This is a genomic window from Sphingopyxis sp., from assembly GCF_050725655.1.
In the GTDB taxonomy this organism is placed as follows: domain Bacteria; phylum Pseudomonadota; class Alphaproteobacteria; order Sphingomonadales; family Sphingomonadaceae; genus Sphingopyxis.
This window is the reverse complement of sequence record NZ_JBOHHT010000046.1, coordinates 1-16,701: the sequence shown is the minus strand read 5'-3', so window position 1 is coordinate 16,701 and position 16,701 is coordinate 1. Positions and strand designations below refer to the sequence as shown.

At 64.0% G+C, this 16,701-nt stretch carries 12 protein-coding genes; 10 read left to right on the top strand and 2 right to left on the bottom strand.

All coding sequences use genetic code 11. The features are described 5' to 3' along the window. The first annotated feature begins 2 nt into the window (after nucleotides 1-2). The 8 genes from ACREBX_RS06030 to ACREBX_RS05995 all read left to right on the top strand — a co-directional run bounded on the left by ACREBX_RS06030 (nucleotide 3) and on the right by ACREBX_RS05995 (nucleotide 8,251). On the top strand, nucleotides 3-1,085 hold the full coding sequence (locus ACREBX_RS06030; RefSeq protein ID WP_431560851.1) for an ABC transporter ATP-binding protein: 1,083 nt from the start codon (nucleotides 3-5) through the stop codon (nucleotides 1,083-1,085). A 117-nt stretch (nucleotides 1,086-1,202) separates the two neighbouring features. Beyond that, nucleotides 1,203-2,240 (top strand): LacI family DNA-binding transcriptional regulator, encoded by a 1,038-nt coding sequence (locus ACREBX_RS06025; protein ID WP_431560850.1) that lies wholly within the window; start codon nucleotides 1,203-1,205, stop codon nucleotides 2,238-2,240. Nucleotides 2,241-2,256: 16 nt separating this feature from the next. Then, nucleotides 2,257-3,531 (top strand): extracellular solute-binding protein, encoded by a 1,275-nt coding sequence (locus ACREBX_RS06020; protein ID WP_431560849.1) that lies wholly within the window; start codon nucleotides 2,257-2,259, stop codon nucleotides 3,529-3,531. After that, nucleotides 3,528-4,454: a carbohydrate ABC transporter permease gene (locus ACREBX_RS06015; protein WP_431560848.1), complete on the top strand. Its 927-nt coding sequence runs from the start codon at nucleotides 3,528-3,530 to the stop codon at nucleotides 4,452-4,454. Before ACREBX_RS06020 ends, ACREBX_RS06015 begins: the two co-directional genes overlap by 4 nt. Further along, nucleotides 4,451-5,266 (top strand): carbohydrate ABC transporter permease, encoded by an 816-nt coding sequence (locus tag ACREBX_RS06010; RefSeq protein ID WP_431560847.1) that lies wholly within the window; start codon nucleotides 4,451-4,453, stop codon nucleotides 5,264-5,266. The genes ACREBX_RS06015 and ACREBX_RS06010 overlap by 4 nt, the downstream gene beginning before the upstream one ends. A 23-nt stretch (nucleotides 5,267-5,289) precedes the next feature. Beyond that, nucleotides 5,290-6,045 (top strand): alpha/beta hydrolase-fold protein, encoded by a 756-nt coding sequence (locus ACREBX_RS06005; RefSeq protein WP_431560846.1) that lies wholly within the window; start codon nucleotides 5,290-5,292, stop codon nucleotides 6,043-6,045. Then, nucleotides 6,042-7,388: a GH1 family beta-glucosidase gene (locus ACREBX_RS06000; RefSeq protein ID WP_431560845.1), complete on the top strand. Its 1,347-nt coding sequence runs from the start codon at nucleotides 6,042-6,044 to the stop codon at nucleotides 7,386-7,388. Before ACREBX_RS06005 ends, ACREBX_RS06000 begins: the two co-directional genes overlap by 4 nt. After that, entirely contained in the window at nucleotides 7,385-8,251 is an 867-nt protein-coding gene (locus ACREBX_RS05995; protein WP_431560844.1) for an endonuclease/exonuclease/phosphatase family protein, read from the top strand. The genes ACREBX_RS06000 and ACREBX_RS05995 overlap by 4 nt, the downstream gene beginning before the upstream one ends. Before the next feature lie 27 nt (nucleotides 8,252-8,278). On the opposite strand, the gene ACREBX_RS05990 is transcribed toward ACREBX_RS05995, so the two are convergent. Together ACREBX_RS05990 and ACREBX_RS05985 are read right to left on the bottom strand one after the other, a co-directional pair. Further along, nucleotides 8,279-9,769 carry a glucoamylase family protein gene (locus ACREBX_RS05990; RefSeq protein ID WP_431560843.1) on the bottom strand — a complete coding sequence of 497 codons (1,491 nt, stop codon included), beginning with the start codon at nucleotides 9,767-9,769 and terminating at the stop codon, nucleotides 8,279-8,281. 69 nt (nucleotides 9,770-9,838) lie between these two features. After that, nucleotides 9,839-12,895, bottom strand: a complete 3,057-nt coding sequence (locus ACREBX_RS05985; RefSeq protein ID WP_431560842.1) for a TonB-dependent receptor — start codon at nucleotides 12,893-12,895, stop codon at nucleotides 9,839-9,841. Between the two features lie 248 nt (nucleotides 12,896-13,143). Here ACREBX_RS05985 and bglX point away from each other — a divergent pair, with 248 nt between their 5' ends. Further along, the gene (gene bglX, locus ACREBX_RS05980; protein ID WP_431560841.1) at nucleotides 13,144-15,462 is read left to right on the top strand and encodes a beta-glucosidase BglX; all 2,319 of its coding nucleotides are present in this window, start codon (nucleotides 13,144-13,146) and stop codon (nucleotides 15,460-15,462) included. A gap of 43 nt (nucleotides 15,463-15,505) precedes the next feature. Continuing rightward, nucleotides 15,506-16,701 (top strand): MFS transporter (locus ACREBX_RS05975; protein ID WP_431560840.1); only part of this gene is annotated, 1,196 nt, incomplete at its 3' end.

Genomic DNA, 16,701 nt, shown 5'->3' with positions numbered 1-16,701 from the left:
CCGTGGCCGGACTGTCGATCCGCAATGCGCGCAAGAGCTTCGGCACCACCGAGGTGCTGAAAGGCGTGTCGATCGACGTCGCCGACGGCGAGTTCACGGTGATCGTCGGCCCCTCGGGGTGCGGAAAGTCGACGTTATTGCGGGCCGTGGCAGGGCTCGAAGACCTGACCGGCGGTAGCATTGTCATCGGCGACCGCGACGTGACCAGCCTGCCGCCGTCGGAGCGCGGTATCGCGATGGTCTTCCAATCCTATGCGCTTTACCCGCATCTGACGGTGCGCGAAAATATGGCGTTCGGGTTGAAGATCGCGAAGGCGGCCAAGGCCGCGATCGACGACGCCGTGCAGCGCGCGGCGGAAATATTGAACATCGAGGCGCTGCTCGACCGCAAGCCTGCCGCGCTGTCGGGCGGACAGCGGCAGCGTGTCGCGATCGGCCGCGCGATCGTGCGCCAGCCGCAGATCTTCCTGTTCGACGAGCCGCTGTCAAACCTCGACGCCGATTTACGCGTCCGGATGCGATACGAGTTTGCCAGCCTGCACCGCCAGCTCGGCACGACGACGCTGTACGTCACGCACGACCAGGTCGAGGCGATGACCCTCGCGGACCGCATCATCGTGCTGCGCGACGGACGGATCGAGCAGGTCGGTACGCCGCGCGAACTCTATGCGCGGCCGGCGAACATCTTCGTCGCGCAATTCCTCGGTACGCCGCGGATGAATATCTTGCCCGCAACCGTCGCCGCCGATGGTCGCGCAACGCTGGACGACGGGCGCAGCATCGCCCTGCCCCCGCTTGCGGCGGCGCTGACGGCCGGAACCCCGCTGTCCATCGGTATCCGGCCCGAAGACATCGCGATCGGCGACGCGCCGGATGCGCTGCCCTTCACGATCCGTTTTATCGAGCGGCTCGGCGGATTGGCGACCGTACATCTGGGCGGACGCGAACGCGACGATCCGATCGCCTGCCAGTTGCGCGACGACGGCGGCCTTGACGAGGGCGATGCGGTTGCCGCGTCCTTTGCCCCGGAACATCTTCACCTGTTCGACGCCGAAGGCCACGCGTTGGGAAAGGCGGGGGAATGACCTTGCATTTCGCCTGTGTAACCGGTTACGTTATGACCGTTTCCGCGCCCGGCGAAAGAAGAGGACTGGAGTCGCAAAGGCGACCCGGCGCCATATGAGGGAAAGGGGGCCAGCGACATGGCAACATTGAGAGACGTCGCCCGCGAAGCGGGGGTTTCGGTCGCCACGGCATCGCGCGCAATCAACGGCCACAGCAATGTCACCGCCCCGACCAAAGCGGCGGTGATGGCCGCGGTAAAGAAGCTTCATTTCGTTCCGCACAGCGGCGCGCGCAGCCTGACGCGGCGCAAGACCGACACCGTCGGCGTCATCCTGCCCGATCTGTTCGGCGAATTCTTCTCCGAGATCATCCGCGGCATCGACCTGGTTGCGCATGAATCGGGCATGCACCTGCTGCTCGGCAACATGCACGGCAGCACACATGAAACCGCCGCCGCGATCGCGGCGATGCGCGGGCGCGTCGACGGGCTGCTCGTGATGCCGCCCGATTTAAAACCCGAACTGCTCTCCGACTATCTCGACCCCGCGCTCCCTACGGTGCTGCTCAATTACGACGCGGGCTCGCTCGACCTGCCGTTTGTGGCGGTGGACAATTATCGCGGTGCGTATGCGATGACCGAGGCGCTGCTCGCGCGCGGCATGCGGCAGATCGTCCATATCGCGGGGCCGAAGCATAACCGCGACGCGCGAGACCGCCAGCGCGGCTTTGTCGACGCGATGGCGAAAATCGCCAAGATTTCGAACCCCGCGATCCTGCCCGGCGATTTTTCGGAAGAGAGCGGCGCACAGGCCGGCCGGTTGCTCGTGCAGGGACAATTGCCCGCCGACGCGGTCTTTGCCGCGAACGACCAGATGGCGGTCGGGCTTATGGCTGAGCTCGCCAATGCCGGCATGTCGGTTCCCGGCGACGTGTTGGTGGCAGGGTTCGACGACATCCCGCTCGCGCGCCACCTCAATCCCTCGCTGACGACGATGCAGGTCAAGATCGACCGGCTAGGGTCGACCGCGATGATGATGTTGCTGCGGATCCTTCGCGGCGAAACATTGGGCGGCGCGAGCGCGACGATCCTGACCCCGACGCTGGTTGCGCGGGGCACGACGGGCGGGGCGGCAACGCCGGCGAGCGTCGCCGCGGCGGGAGCCTTGCCGACATGATGCAACCGGCGCGGCCATGCCTATGCAGCTGACGCGGCGCCATCTGACGGGCGCGCTCGCGGCGCTGCCCCTTGCTTCGCTGCTAACCGGCTGCGGCGCGCGTGGCGACGGCGCATTGACCGTCTGGGCGATGGGCAATGAAGCCGCGAGCCTGCCCGAACTGCTGAAAACGTTCGATTGGCCCGCGAACGCGCCGCCGGTCACGGTTCAGCCGCTGCCGTGGACCGCCGCACATGAGAAATTGCTCACGGGCTTTGCGGGCGGATCGCTGCCGACGGTGGGCCAGGTCGGCAACAGCTGGATCGCCGAACTCGCCGCGATCGGCGCGATCACGCCGGTTCCAGATCGCGCGCTGGGGCTGCTCGACGACCAGTTCGGCGCGGTGGTCGATACCAATCGCATCGCGGGGCTGGCTTGGGCGGTCCCCTGGTATGTCGATACGCGGCTGCAATTCTACCGCAAGGATCTGTTCGCACGCGCCGGATATGGCGCGCCGCCGTCGGATTGGGGCGGATGGAAGACGGCGCTGCACAAGGTGAAGCGCCAGGTCGGCACGGGCAATTACGCGCTGCTCTACCCGCTCAACGAATATGAGCAGCTGACGACGCTCGCGCTGTCGGCGGGGGCACGGATGCTGCGCGACGACGGCGCACGCGGCGCCTTTTCGGACCCCGAGTTCAAGGCGGCGCTGGCGTTCTATAAATCGCTGTTCGATGAGGGGCTGGCGCCGCTGGCATCCTCGGCCCAGATTTCGAACATATGGGACGAATTTGCGAAGGGTTATTTCAGCCTGTTCCTGTCGGGCCCGTGGACGATCGGCGATATGAAGACCCGCCTTGCCCCGGCGATGCAGGACAATTGGGCGACCGCGCCGAATCCCGGCCCCGACGGCATCGGATCGGCGGCACCGGGCGGGTCGAGCCTCGTCGTGTTCGCGGGTAATGACCAAGGCGATGCAGCGTGGGACCTAGTGTCGCGGCTGATGACGCCCGCCGCGCAGCTCAAATTTCAGCAACTCACCGGGGATTTGCCCGCGCGACGGTCGGTCTGGGCGGAAGCGGGGCTCGCGGGCGACCCGATCGTCACCCCCTTCGCGACCCAACTCGACCATGCGACCCCGCTGCCCAAGGTGCCCGAGTGGGAGCGCATCGTCACCGAGATGCAGATCGTCGCCGAACGTATGGTGCGCGGGCAATATAGCGTCGACGAGGCCGCAAAAGAAATCGACGTTCGCGCCGATCGCCTGCTCGAAAAGCGGCGCTGGATGCTAGAGAAAGGCCGCGCACTTTGACCGCGCAGTGGCGAACCAGCGAAAGCGCGAGCGCGGCCGGACGGGCAAGCGAAGCGCGCGCGGGTTGGGCGATGTCGTCACCCGCGCTCGCCGCGATCATCCTGTTCTTCGTGCTGCCGGCGATCGCGTCGCTGCTCCTCAGCTTCACCGATTTCGACATCTATGCGCTCGCCGACATCGGAAATTTGCGCTTCGTCGGTTTCGATAATTACGAAAGACTGATCGCTAATCCGCTGTTCTGGAAAGCGGTGACGAACACCTTGCTGTTCGTCGGCTTCGGCGTGCCCTTCATCGTCGCGCTGTCGCTGTTCGCCGCGATGCTCGTCAATTCGCGCTGGCTGAAATGGCGGCCCGTGTGGCGCGTCGCGCTGTTCGCGCCCTATGTGACGACGCTCGTCGCGACCGCGGTCGTATGGCGCTACCTGCTCCACACGCGCTATGGCCTCGTCAATTACCTGCTGTCGCTGTTCGGCATTGCGCCGATCGACTGGCTCGGCGATCCGCATGCGTCGCTGCCGGCGATCCTGATCTTCGTCGGGTGGAAGACCTTCGGCTATAATATGATCATCTTCCTCGCCGCGCTCCAGACGGTGCCGCGCGAACTCGACGAGGCGGCGCGGATCGACGGCGCCGGAGGGCTCACGCGCCTTCGCCACGTCACCCTGCCCGCGATTGCGCCGACGGTGCTGCTGGTGTCGGTGCTGACTGTCGCGGGCATGTTCCAGCTTTTCGCCGAACCCTATGTGATGACGCAGGGCGGCCCGGCCCAGTCGACCGTCACCATCCTCTATTTCATGTATGAGGAAGGGTTCAAATGGTGGAACCTCGGGTCGGGTGCGGCGGTCGCCTTCCTGCTCTTCCTCTGCATTCTCGCAATAACGCTGGTGCAGTTGCGGCTGGCGAAAAGCGGAGGCGCGATATGACGCTCCGCCGTTGGTCGGTCACACTGCTGGCCGCGCTCGTCGCACTGCTAACGATCGCGCCCCTGCTGTGGATGCTCTCGGTCAGTTTCATGGCGCGCGGCGAGGCGTCGCAATTCCCGCCGCCGCTGCTGCCAAGCGACCCCAGCCTCGACAATTACCGCATGTTGTTCGGCACCTTCGGCATCGGGCGCTTCCTGCTCAACAGCCTACTGATCTCGACGCTTGCGACGGGGCTCGCGCTGCTCTTCACGATCCCCGCGGGCTATGCCTTTGCCAAGCTGCGCTTCAAGGGCCGCGATGCGACCTTCCGCCTGCTCGTCGCGGCGCTCGTCGTGCCGGGGCAGATCGGGATGCTGCCGCTGTTCCTCGAACTCAAGGCGATGGGGCTGGTCAACAGCTATGCCGGCGCGCTGGTGCCGTGGCTCGCGGGGATTTTCGGCATCTTCCTCGTCCGCCAATATTGCCTGTCGATCCCCGACGAGATGATCGAGGCGGCACGCATCGACGGCGCGAGCGAAGGACAGATCCTCCGCCGCATCATACTGCCGATCCTGACCCCGATCGTCGTCACGCTCGCGCTGTTCGTCTTCCTCGGCAGCTGGAACGACTTCATGTGGCCGCTGATCATTCTCGCCGACCAGGATCTCTACACGCTGCCCGTCGCGCTCGCCGCGATGAGCCGCCAGCATGTGCAGGACAATGAGCTGATGATGGCGGGCGCGGTCGTCACCACCCTGCCCGTGCTCATCCTCTTCCTCGCGCTCCAGCGCTTTTATCTGAGCGGCCTTCTGACCGGGAGCGTCAAGGGATGAGCCCTTCAACAAAGGACAGACGCATGACATATTGGACCGCGGCGTTGCTGGGGGTTGCCCTCGCCGCATCGCCCGCCGCTGCAAAGACCAGAGCCGCGGCGGCGGTCGAAGGTCAGACAGCGCAGCCGGCGATCGAAGCCGGAAACTATCCCTATCAGCTGTTCGTGCCAAAGGGCTATCTGACCGACACGGCGAAGCAATATCCGCTGCTGGTCTTCCTCCACGGCTCGGGCGAGCGCGGCGACGATGTCGCGAAGGTCAAGGTTCACGGCCCTCCCAAGATCGCCGAGCGCGACCCTGCCTTTCCTTTCCTCACCGTGTCGCCTTTGCTCGGCACCGATCAGGACTGGGACATCCCGAAGCTCGACAAGCTGGTCGACCATATCGCGAAGACGTATCGCATCGACCCGGCACGCGTGTATCTCACCGGCCTCAGCCGCGGCGGCCATGCGAGCTGGCGCTGGGCGATCGCCGAGCCGAAACGGTTCGCGGCGGTGGCCGCAGTCGCCGGACGCGGCAATCCCGGCGAGGCATGCCGCCTGATGGACCTGCCCATCTGGGCATTCCACGGCGACCGCGACGATGTCGTTATCCCCGAAGGCAGCTTTGCCATGGCGCGCGCGATCCGCGCCTGCGGCGGCCGCAAGGTCCGCCTGACCATCTATCCCGACCTCGGCCACAACGCCTGGGATCCCGCTTATGACGACCCGGCGCTCTATGCCTGGTTGCTTGAGCAAAAGCTTCCCTCCCCAACGATCACCAACAAGGACAAAAAATGAGCAAGAGTGTCTTCCCCGACGATTTCCTGTGGGGCGCGGCGACCGCCGCCTATCAGATCGAAGGGTCGCCGCTTGCCGACGGCGCGGGCGCGAGCATCTGGCAGCGGTTCAGCCACGACCCGCGGCTGATGGCGGTAAAAGGCGACACGGGCGACATCGCGTGCGACCATTATAACCGCATGCCCGCCGACGTCGCACTGATGAAGGAACTGGGGCTCAAAGCCTATCGCTTCAGCGTCAACTGGGGCCGCGTGCTGCCCGAGGGCACCGGGCGCGTGAACGAACCCGGCCTCGATTTTTACGAGCGGCTGGTCGACGAGTTGCTGAAGAACGACATCGAACCGTTGCTGACGCTGCACCATTGGGACCTGCCCGTGGCGCTCGACGACAGGGGCGGCTGGCTCAACCGCGATATTGCCGGCTGGTTCGCGGACTATGGCTCGGTGATGTACCGCCGCCTCGACGGGCGCGTGAAGAAGTGGGTCACTCTCAATGAGCCATGGGTGATCACCGACGGCGGCTATCTCCATGGCGCGCTCGCGCCCGGACATCGCAACCTGTTCGAAACGCCGATCGCGAGCCACAATCTGATGCGCGCGCACGGCGCGGCGGTCGAGGCGTATCGTAGCGAAGGCGCGCACGAGATCGGCCTTGTCGTCAACATCGAGCCCAAATATCCGGCAAGCGACAGCGCCGAGGATATTGCCGCAACGGCGCGCGCGCACGCATATATGAACCGCCAATATCTCGATCCGGCGCTCAAGGGCAGCTACCCGGAGGAACTGGCGGAAGTGTTCGGCGAGGCATGGCCCGAATGGTCCGCCGAGGATCTGAAGGCGATCTGCCAGCCGGTCGATTTCATCGGGATCAACTATTATACGCGCAACGTCGTCAAGGCCGACCCGAACCAGTGGCCGGTCGGTGCCTCGCCGGTCAAACAGGTCGCGACGCACACGACGACCGACTGGGAAGTCTATCCCCCAGCGCTCACCGACATGCTCGTCTGGTTCCGCGACACCTATGGCGAGATCCCGGTCTATATCACCGAAAACGGCGCGGCCTTCTACGATCCGCCGACCGCTGGTCCCGACGGGATCGACGATCCGCTGCGCTGCGATTACCTCCGCACGCACATCTCGGCGATTGGCGACGCGATCAGAAAGGGCGTCGACGTGCGCGGCTATATGGCGTGGTCGCTGCTCGACAACCTCGAATGGTCGCTGGGCTTTTCGAAGCGCTTCGGCATCGTGCATGTCGACTATGAAACGCAGGTCCGCACGCCGAAGCGCAGCGCGCGCTTCTACAGCAGCGTCATCGTCGCCAATGGAGGGAACCTCGGATGAAAAAAATCCTGATCCTCGCCGCCGCGGCGCTGCTTGCCCTCCCCGCCGCCGCGAAAGAACGCGCCGATCATTATGAGGCGATGACCTACAACATCCGCCTCGACCTCGCCTCGGACGGTGACAACGCCTGGCCGCATCGGCGAAGTGCGCTGATCGCGCTCGTCGCCTATCAGGCGCCCGATTTCGTCGGGATGCAGGAGGTGCTGCAGCACCAGAAACAGGCGGTCGAGGCCGACCTTCCCGGCTATCAATTCGTCGGGGTCGCGCGCGACGATGGCAAGGAAAAGGGCGAATATTCACCGCTGGGTTTCCGTCGCGACCGCTTTGCCTTGGTCGGATCGGGCACTTTCTGGCTGTCGCCGACGCCCGATACGCCGAGCAAGGGCTGGGACGCCGCGCTGCCGCGGATCGCAACCTGGGCGCGGCTGCACGACCGGAGCGCGAAACGCACCTTGCTCGTCGTGAACACCCATTTCGACCATATCGGCGAGGTCGCGCGCCAGGAAAGCGCCCGCCAGATCCGCCACTGGATCGACGGGCAGCGCAAGGCGAACGAAACCGCGGTGCTGATGGGCGACTTCAACAGCCCCGCGACGAGCAATCCCTATGCCGCGATCGTCGAGCCGGGCAAGGGCGCGCTCCGCGACAGCCGCATAATCAGCCGCACGCCGCATTATGGCCCGCTCGGCACCTTCACCGGCTTCAAGATCGCGCAGATGGACCCTAGCCCGATCGACCATATCTTCGTCAGCGACGATGTGAAGGTGCTGCGTCACGCGACGCTGACCGATCAGAATGGCGGAAAACTGCCGTCGGATCATTATCCGGTGCTGGCGGACCTTTGCATCGGGAAGGGCTGCTGATTGTTCCCCGGCGAAAGCCGGGGGACGCTACTCCGGCTTCGCCTGATCGAGCCAGCCGCCGGTGAAGCCGATGCGCTTCAATCCGCGGACGATATGCGGGTTCTTGCGCATGACCTTCCACACGAAACCGCTGCGATGATTTTCCATCATCGCAAGGATCGGCCCCTGATCGATGCCGAGATAGTCGTTGGCGACCCAGCCGTCGACCGGATCGACCGCGCCGCTGCCCGTATCCGTACCGGCAAAGGTAAAGCTGGGGTTGAACGCGTCCTTGAAGCCGTAGCGCGTATAGAGGCGGGTGCCATATTGCTTGCGCATCGCCATCAGTGCGGGGATTGCCACCTCGGGCGCAAAAGCGACCGAGCCGCCCGCTGCAGTGGGGACGACCGTGCCGTCGTCGACGACGCGGATCGCGCTGACGCCGCGTGCCATATAGCTGTTGAAGAAGCGCGGGGTTCCGCCGACGCTATATTTGTCCTTCGAATATCCCGGCCCGTCCGACGCGGTCCAGCCCCAGATGTCCGCGCTATAGCCCGTCCATTTGTTCGGATTGTCGGCGCCATAGGCGCGCTGCACCAGCGTCGCGCGGCGGCTGTTCTCGAAATAGTCGATGCCCTTGCCGCGCATGAAGTCGTCGCGGATGCCGCGGAAGTCGACCCAGACATGGCTATACTGGTGCCCGAACAGCGGCTCGAACTGCAGATGCTGCTGGCCGTAATAGGTGCCCCAGTCCTTTTCGAGATCGGTGGCCCAGCCCTTGTCCCACGCGTCCTTGCCGACGGGATGCGTGGGCGAACCCAGCGCCAGCACATAGACGAGCATGCCTTCGTTATAGCCGACCCAGTCGTGCGTCTCGAACCCCTTCTCGGGCTTCCACCCCATGGTGATGCCGTGCGAGCCCGCCAGGTTGCGTGCCTCGGTGCCGGTGTTGGTCCGCTGGACGAAGGTCCAGTCGACGCGCGTGTAGATTTTCTCGGCAAGATCGCGGATCTCGGCCTCGACGGGGTCGTTCCGGTCGTAATAGCTTTGCGCGAACAACGCGCCGCCGAGGAACAGGCTGGTATCGACCGTCGACAACTCGTTGGTCTTGTACCGCGTGCCGTCTTCATTCTTCAGGAAGTGGTAGAAGAAGCCCTTGTAGCCGGTGGTGCCCGCCGCATCGGGCCCCTGCGGTGCGTTCCAGTAGAAGCGCAGGCAGTCGCGTGTGCGCAGCGCCGCGTCGGCGCGCGTCACATAGCCGCGCTCGGCGCCGATACCATAAGCGGTCAGCGCAAAGCCCGTCGCCGCGATCGACGAGAAGGGGTTGCTCGGCCAGCGATCGGGCGCCAGGCACCGCTCGGTGTCGGTGGTGTCCCAGAAATAGCGGAAGGTGCGCTCGGTCAGCTCTTCCGAAAAGGCCGCCTCGGTCAGCGGCGGCAATTTCGCGGCGGGGGCGACGGTCGAGGGCGCCGGAGTGGCGGTGCATGCTGCAGTCAGCGCGACCAGGGGCAGGAGCGATGCCCCGATACGAAACGACATTCGATACTCCAAAAAATGAGGCGCCCGGCCCGCGGGAGGGGGGTGCGGGCCGGGCGCCTGGTCAGCCGGTCAGAATTGGAAGCCGGCCGATAGCTTAATCGTCCGCGGCGGACCATCAAGACTGAGATCATTCTGGTTGCGCAGACCGGTCGCGGCGCTGAAACCGCCATAGTTGCGGTCGTTGAACAGGTTGATGATGTCGATGCGGAAGCGGAGCCGCGAGTCTTCGCTGAGGAAGCCGAGCGGGACATATTTGGTGAGCGACAGATCCATCTGACGATAGCCCCAGCGATCGCCATTGCCCTTGGTTTGGATCGAGGTGACGTCACGGCTCGGCGGCGTTCCCGGCGTATCGACGAGCGCGGCGAGATATTTGGGCGACGCGATCTGGAACTTGCCCGAGAGGGTGATCCCCAGCGGAATATCCACCGTGCCCGCCATCACGAAACGATGCTTGCGCACGCCGGTTGCCGAGATGAAGGGATAATTTTCGATGCCCGGGAAATCGAGCGAGAAAGTCTCGCCGAACTGACGATTTTCCTCGGCATCGGTGAAGGTGTAGGTCGCGTCCAGACTCCATGGTGAGAATTCGGTGTAGCGCTTGGTCAGCTTGAAATAGGCCGTGTTGGCGCGCGTTTCGATCCCGTTGGTGCCAAGGATAATGCTGCCGAACGGCGCAGGAGGGTTACCGAAAGGCGCATCGGGACGGCCCGTAGCCGGGAAGAAGCTGCCGTCGGGGCGACGGTTGCCAAGGACGTAAGCAAAGCCGTCGTGGCTCTCGACATAGCTATAGCCGACTTCGAGGTCGAGCAGGTTGAACTTCCCGCGAACGCCCAAGCTGAACTGGTCCGAATAGGGCGTCTTAAGGTCGTTCTTGATAAAGCGCAGCTCGCGCCCGGCTCCGATCGGGAGACCCGCGATCAGGGCATCGCGACCCTCTGGCGTCAGATACGCGGGATTCCAGGCGATACAAGTCGCACTCGGCACGCAGGTGTTGCGCGTGTCGCCGGGGTTGTTGAAGTTGAACGTGCGCCCGGCGAACAGGCCCTGCGCCAATTCCTGCTGGATGAAGTCGAACTGCGTGCGGTCATAGGAGCGGCCATAGCCTCCGAAGATCGCGAACCGCTTTTCATCGTCAAGCGCATAGGTGAAGCCCAGACGCGGCTGCCAGGCGCCCTTGAATGCTTTCCGCTCGCTGCCCGTCGAGATATAGTCGTTGATATCGAAATTGGCGTTGCGCAGGTTTGTGTACGGCGGAGTGACGGTGCCGTTCGCGGCGGTGTATGACGCGCGGCCGGCAACGAATTCCGCAATCGCGGGATCGTGCGCATAGTTGAGGAACGCGGGCGTACGCTCGATATCCCAGCGCAGGCCGATGTTCAGCGTCAACCGGTCGTCGATTTCCCAATCATCTTGCGCATAGACGCCGAACTGGAAATTTTTCGACGTGATATTGGGATCGCCGCCGTTGACCGGCGCGCTGAACGTCATGCGATAGGGAATGGTATCGTTAAACGCGCCGCCCGGCGCGTAGTTCACATTATAGTTGAACACCGGATTCACGCCATTTTGCGTGTTGGTGTTGAGCTCGACCCACTTCGCCTTCACGCCGAGCTTAAAGGTGTGGCTCTCGAGGCCGGTCCAGGTGAAATCATTCGAGACCTGCCAGCCACTCTGGCCCTTGTCCTGAAAATTGCTGCCCGCGCCGATGCGCAGGATATCGCCCGTACGGGTTCCCGTTACCGGCGGCGTGTTGGGCACTGTCGCGTTGAAGATCGAAATATTGCCGAAATTGACCGGGCGTGGCCCCCAAGTCACGTCTTCATAGGCGACTTTGAAATCATTGACCCACGTATCGGCGGTATGCTCCCAACGCGCGAGGCCGCGCCATTCCTCGACCTTTGCGAGCGTCCGCGTTTCGAAGGCCGCAAAGCCGCTGTTGAACTGCTCGCCGCTTTCATCGCGATATTTGACCGAAAATTCGAACAGATCGTTCGACGTCGGGGTGAAGTTGATCTTTCCGAAATACAGATTTTCGTCGAACGTTTCGTTCCGCGGCCCGAACGCCGACCGATATTTTTCGGGGAAATAGCTGACCGGCAATTCGAGACCCGGCGTCACGTCGCGCGGATTGATGCGGCGCTTTCCTTCATAGGTCACGAAGAAATGCAGCACGTCCTTGATGATCGGCCCGCCGAGCGCGCCGCCGAACTGGAAATCCTTGGTGCGCGTCTTGGGGATATAGGTCGGGAAATTCTCGCTCGGCCGGCGATCGCGCAGGCTCTGGTTGGAGAAATCGACAAAAGCTTCACCGTGAAATTCATTGGTTCCGGACTTGGTCACTGCGGTGATGGCGACCGAGCTGACCTGATCATATTCCGCCTTATAGTTCGACGAAAGGACGCGATATTCGCCGATTGCGAGCTGCGGGAACGGGTTGCCCTGGGTCGAATCCTGACCCGTAACGCCATTCTTGAGGACATAGTCCTTCTGTCCGATGCCATCGATGAAGATGTTGACCGAATTGCTTCCCTGCGCGCCGCCCTGCAGGCGCGACTGGTCGGTGCCGTTCGTGATGAACTGAACGCCTGGTGCGAGATCGGCAAACGCGAGGAAGTTGCGGTTGTTCTGCGGCAGCTGCTCGATCAGCCGCTGCGAGATATTGGTGCCAACTTCGCCGCCCTCCATCGAGCGGAGGCGGCTGCCCGTGACGATGATCGCATCATCACCGCCTTCGGCGATATCGGGCTGCGAAAAGTCGAAATCGAGCACCGCACTCTGCGCGACATTAAGCGTGAACTCGTCGGTCTGGCGCTTGCCCTGCGACGTCGTGAATTCGAGGCGGTATGTGCCGACCGGAAGCGAGGAAAAGCCATAGCTGCCGCTGGCGCTAACCGTCGAGGTGCGCGTCAGGCCGGTGTTGACGTTGATCGCTGTCACCTCGGACACGCCGCCTTCGGCCTTCACCGTTCCGCGCAGCGATGCGCCTGAAACCTGGGCCTGCGCCGGGGTCGCGGCCGCCACGGCGAGCGCCGCGGCGGCGCTGCTCCACGCCAGCGCAGCGGCAAGCGAACGAGCGCGCGACTGGCGTGCGGAAACGGTCTGAAAATCATGCAAAAACTTCACGGCATCCTCCCTTTTAAGCGCCCCGACATTCCCCGCTTTCGCCTCATTCGCTGACCGGCTTGCCTCCGGTGCAGCGACGAATCGCGGGAAATCCTGTCGTTGTTTTTTTGATTTGTAACCGGTTTCACGATCACTGTATAGGGGGAAGCGACACAGATGGATGCGATCGGGGACCAGCCGGTTTTCGGCCGAAATTCGGCCAATCCGCGTGACAATGTACAAGCAAGCCCGACTGGGAAGGACGAATCATGCCGCCGATGACGCGCAACCTGACATGCCTGACGCTGGCCACCCTGATGGTGGCGGGACAGCTGTCCCCTGCCCCGCTGATGGCGAAGCCCACGACGAGCACGAACGATGCGGCGCCAATGGATTCCGCAGGCTGGATGCGTCCCGATCCGAAGATGGATCGCTTCATCGCCGACCTGATGGCGAAGATGACGCTCGACGAGAAGGTCGGGCAATTGTCGCTGCTGACCAGCGACTGGGATTCGACCGGTCCGACGATACGTCAGGGCTATCAGGACGATATTCGCAAGGGCCGCATCGGGTCGATCTTCAACGCCTTCACTGCCAAATATACGCGCGAGCTGCAGCGGTTGGCGGTCGAAGAGACGCGGCTGAAGATCCCCCTGCTTTTCGGTTACGACGTCATCCACGGCCACCGCACCATCTTTCCCATTTCGCTCGGCGAATCGGCAAGTTGGGACCTTAAAGCCATTGAAAAAGCTGCACGAATTTCGGCCACCGAAGCGTCGGCGGAGGGCATTCACTGGACCTTCGCGCCGATGGTCGACGTCGCGCGCGACCCGCGCTGGGGCCGCATGTCCGAAGGCGCGGGCGAGGATGTCTATCTGGGCAGCAAGATCGCGGTTGCGCGCGTGCGCGGTTTCCAGGGCGGCGATCTGAAACGCGTCGACACGATACTCGCGACCGCCAAGCATTTCGCCGCCTATGGCGCGGCGCAGGCGGGCCGCGACTATCACACGGTCGATATCTCCGAACGCACGCTGCGTGACATCTATCTGCCACCCTTCAAGGCGGCCGCCGACGCGGGCGCCGCGACCTTCATGACCTCGTTCAACGAATATGACGGCGTGCCGGCATCGGGCAGCCACTATCTGCTGACCGACGTGCTGCGCAAAAAATGGGGTTTCAAGGGCTTCATCGTAACCGATTACACGTCGATCAACGAAATGGTCCCGCACGGCTATTCGCGCGACCTGAAGCAGGCCGGCGAGCAGGCGATCAACGCCGGGGTCGACATGGACTTGCAGGGCGCGGTGTTCATGGACCACCTCGCCAAGTCGGTCGCCGAGGGTAAAGTCGACGTCAAACGCGTCGATGACGCGGTAAAGGCGATCCTCGAAATGAAATATCGCCTCGGTCTGTTCGAGGACCCCTATCGCTACTCCGACCAGGCGCGCGAAAAGGCGACCATCTATCGCCCCGACTTCCTCGAGGCGGCACGCGACGTCGCGCGCAAGTCGATCGTGCTGCTGAAGAACAAGGACAATGCCCTGCCCCTCGCCGCCACCGCCAGGTCGATCGCGGTGATCGGACCGCTCGGCAACAGCAAGGAGGATATGATCGGCAGCTGGTCCGCCGCGGGCGACCGCAAGGAGCGGCCGGTGACGCTGCTCGAAGGGATGCAGGCGCGCGCGCCCAAGGGCACGGCGATCGCCTATGCCAAGGGCGCCGGCTATCAGTTCGCCGATGCGGGCAAGAGCGACGGTTTTGCCGAAGCGATCGCGCTCGCGCAGAAATCGGACGTCATCGTCGCCGCGATGGGCGAGCATTGGAACATGACCGGCGAAGCGGCGAGCCGCACCTCGCTCGACCTGCCAGGGAACCAGCAGGCGCTGCTCGAAGAACTGAAGAAGACCGGAAAGCCGATCATCCTCGTGCTGATGAGCGGTCGCCCGAACAGCATCGAGTGGGCCGACGCCAATGTCGATGCGATCCTCGAGGCATGGTATCCGGGCACGATGGGCGGCCATGCCATCGCCGATGTTCTCTATGGCGACTATAACCCGTCGGCCAAGCTGCCGGTGACCTTCCCGCGCAATGTCGGGCAGGTGCCGATCCATTACGACATGAAAAACACCGGGCGGCCGATCAAGCCCGAGGACCCGAACGCCAAATATGTCTCGCGCTATCTCGATACGCCGAACACCCCGCTTTATCCGTTCGGTTACGGCCTCAGCTATACCAGCTTCGCCTATTCGCCGGTGACGCTCGACAAGGCGAAAATCCGTCCGGGAGAGAAACTGACCGCGACCGTCACGGTGACCAACAGCGGCGTGCGCGATGGCGAGGAGGTCGTGCAGATGTACGTCCGCGACCTCGTCGGATCGGTAACACGGCCAGTGAAGGAGCTGAAGGGTTTCGAGAAGATCAGCCTCAAGAAGGGCGAGAAACGGACGATCCGCTTCACCCTGACCGACGCAGATCTCGCCTTCACGCGGCAGGATATGAGCTGGGGCAGCGAACCCGGCCAGTTCCGACTGTGGGTCGGGCCGTCGTCGGCGCAAGGGTCCGAGGCCGCTTTCGAACTCACCGAATAGCGCGGCCTTGCCGGGGGTGACGGGCCGGGTTACGCGACGACACGTGAGTCCCGACACGCCACCCCCGCCCTCCGCGCTCGCGCCGTTCCGCTATCCGGCGTTTCGCGCGATCTGGATCGCGAATCTTGCCTCGAACATGGGGTCGATGATCCAGTCGGTCGCCGCCGCGTGGCTGATGACCGAACTCACCCAATCGCACCTGCTGATCGCGCTGGTGCAGGCGGGTGCGACGATCCCGATCCTGTTGCTGGGCATCTTCGCGGGCGCGATCGCCGACAATTTCGACCGGCGGCGCGTGATGCTCGCGGCGCAGACGGGGATGCTGCTGGTCTCGGCGGCGCTGACGCTGACGACCTGGCTCGACGCGATCACACCGCTGACCCTGCTTTTCTTCACCCTCGCGGTCGGGTGCGGCACAGCGCTCAATGGCCCGGCGTGGCAGGCGTCGGTGCGGCTGCAGGTCGGGCCAAGGGATCTGCCGCAAGCGATCGCGCTCAACACCATCGCCTATAATCTCGCGCGCAGCGTCGGCCCGGCGCTTGGCGGACTGCTGATCTCGATTGTCGGGACGGCAGCGGCCTTTGGCCTCAATGCGATCAGCTATATCGTGCTGATCGTCGTGCTGCTGCGCTGGCATCCCGAAACCACGCCGCGGCGCCGCACGTCGATGCTGACCGCGATCGCCGCGGGCATCCGTTTCTGCGCGCATTCGGACCCGGTACGCCGCGTGCTGATCCGCGGCTTCGCCTTCGGCTTCGGCGCGGCGGGATTCCAGGCGCTGCTGCCGTCGCTCGTGCGCGACCGGTTGCACGGGACCGAGGTCACCTATGGGCTATGCCTTGCCGCCTTTGGTGCGGGGTCGATCTTTGGTGCGCTGTTGGTGAGCTCGGCACGCCACCGCTGGGGCAGCGACCGGGTGGTGACCGCCGCCTCGCTCATCTTTGCCGCCGCGATGCTGCCGGTCGCGCTGACCGCCAGCGTGCCGTGGGTCATCGTCGCCGCCTTTGTCGCGGGCGGCGCGTGGGTGTCGACGCTGACGACGCTCAACGTCGCAATGCAGCTGCGTTCCCCCGAGGAAATCCTCGGCCGCTGCCTGTCGATCTATCAAGCGGTAACCTTCGGCGCGATGGCGCTGGGCGCCTATACGCTCGGCCTGATCGCCGATCTGGCGTCGCTGCCGACCGCGATCCTCGTTTCCACAGGCTGGCTGATCCTCTCGGCGCTGGTGCTGCGCTTCGT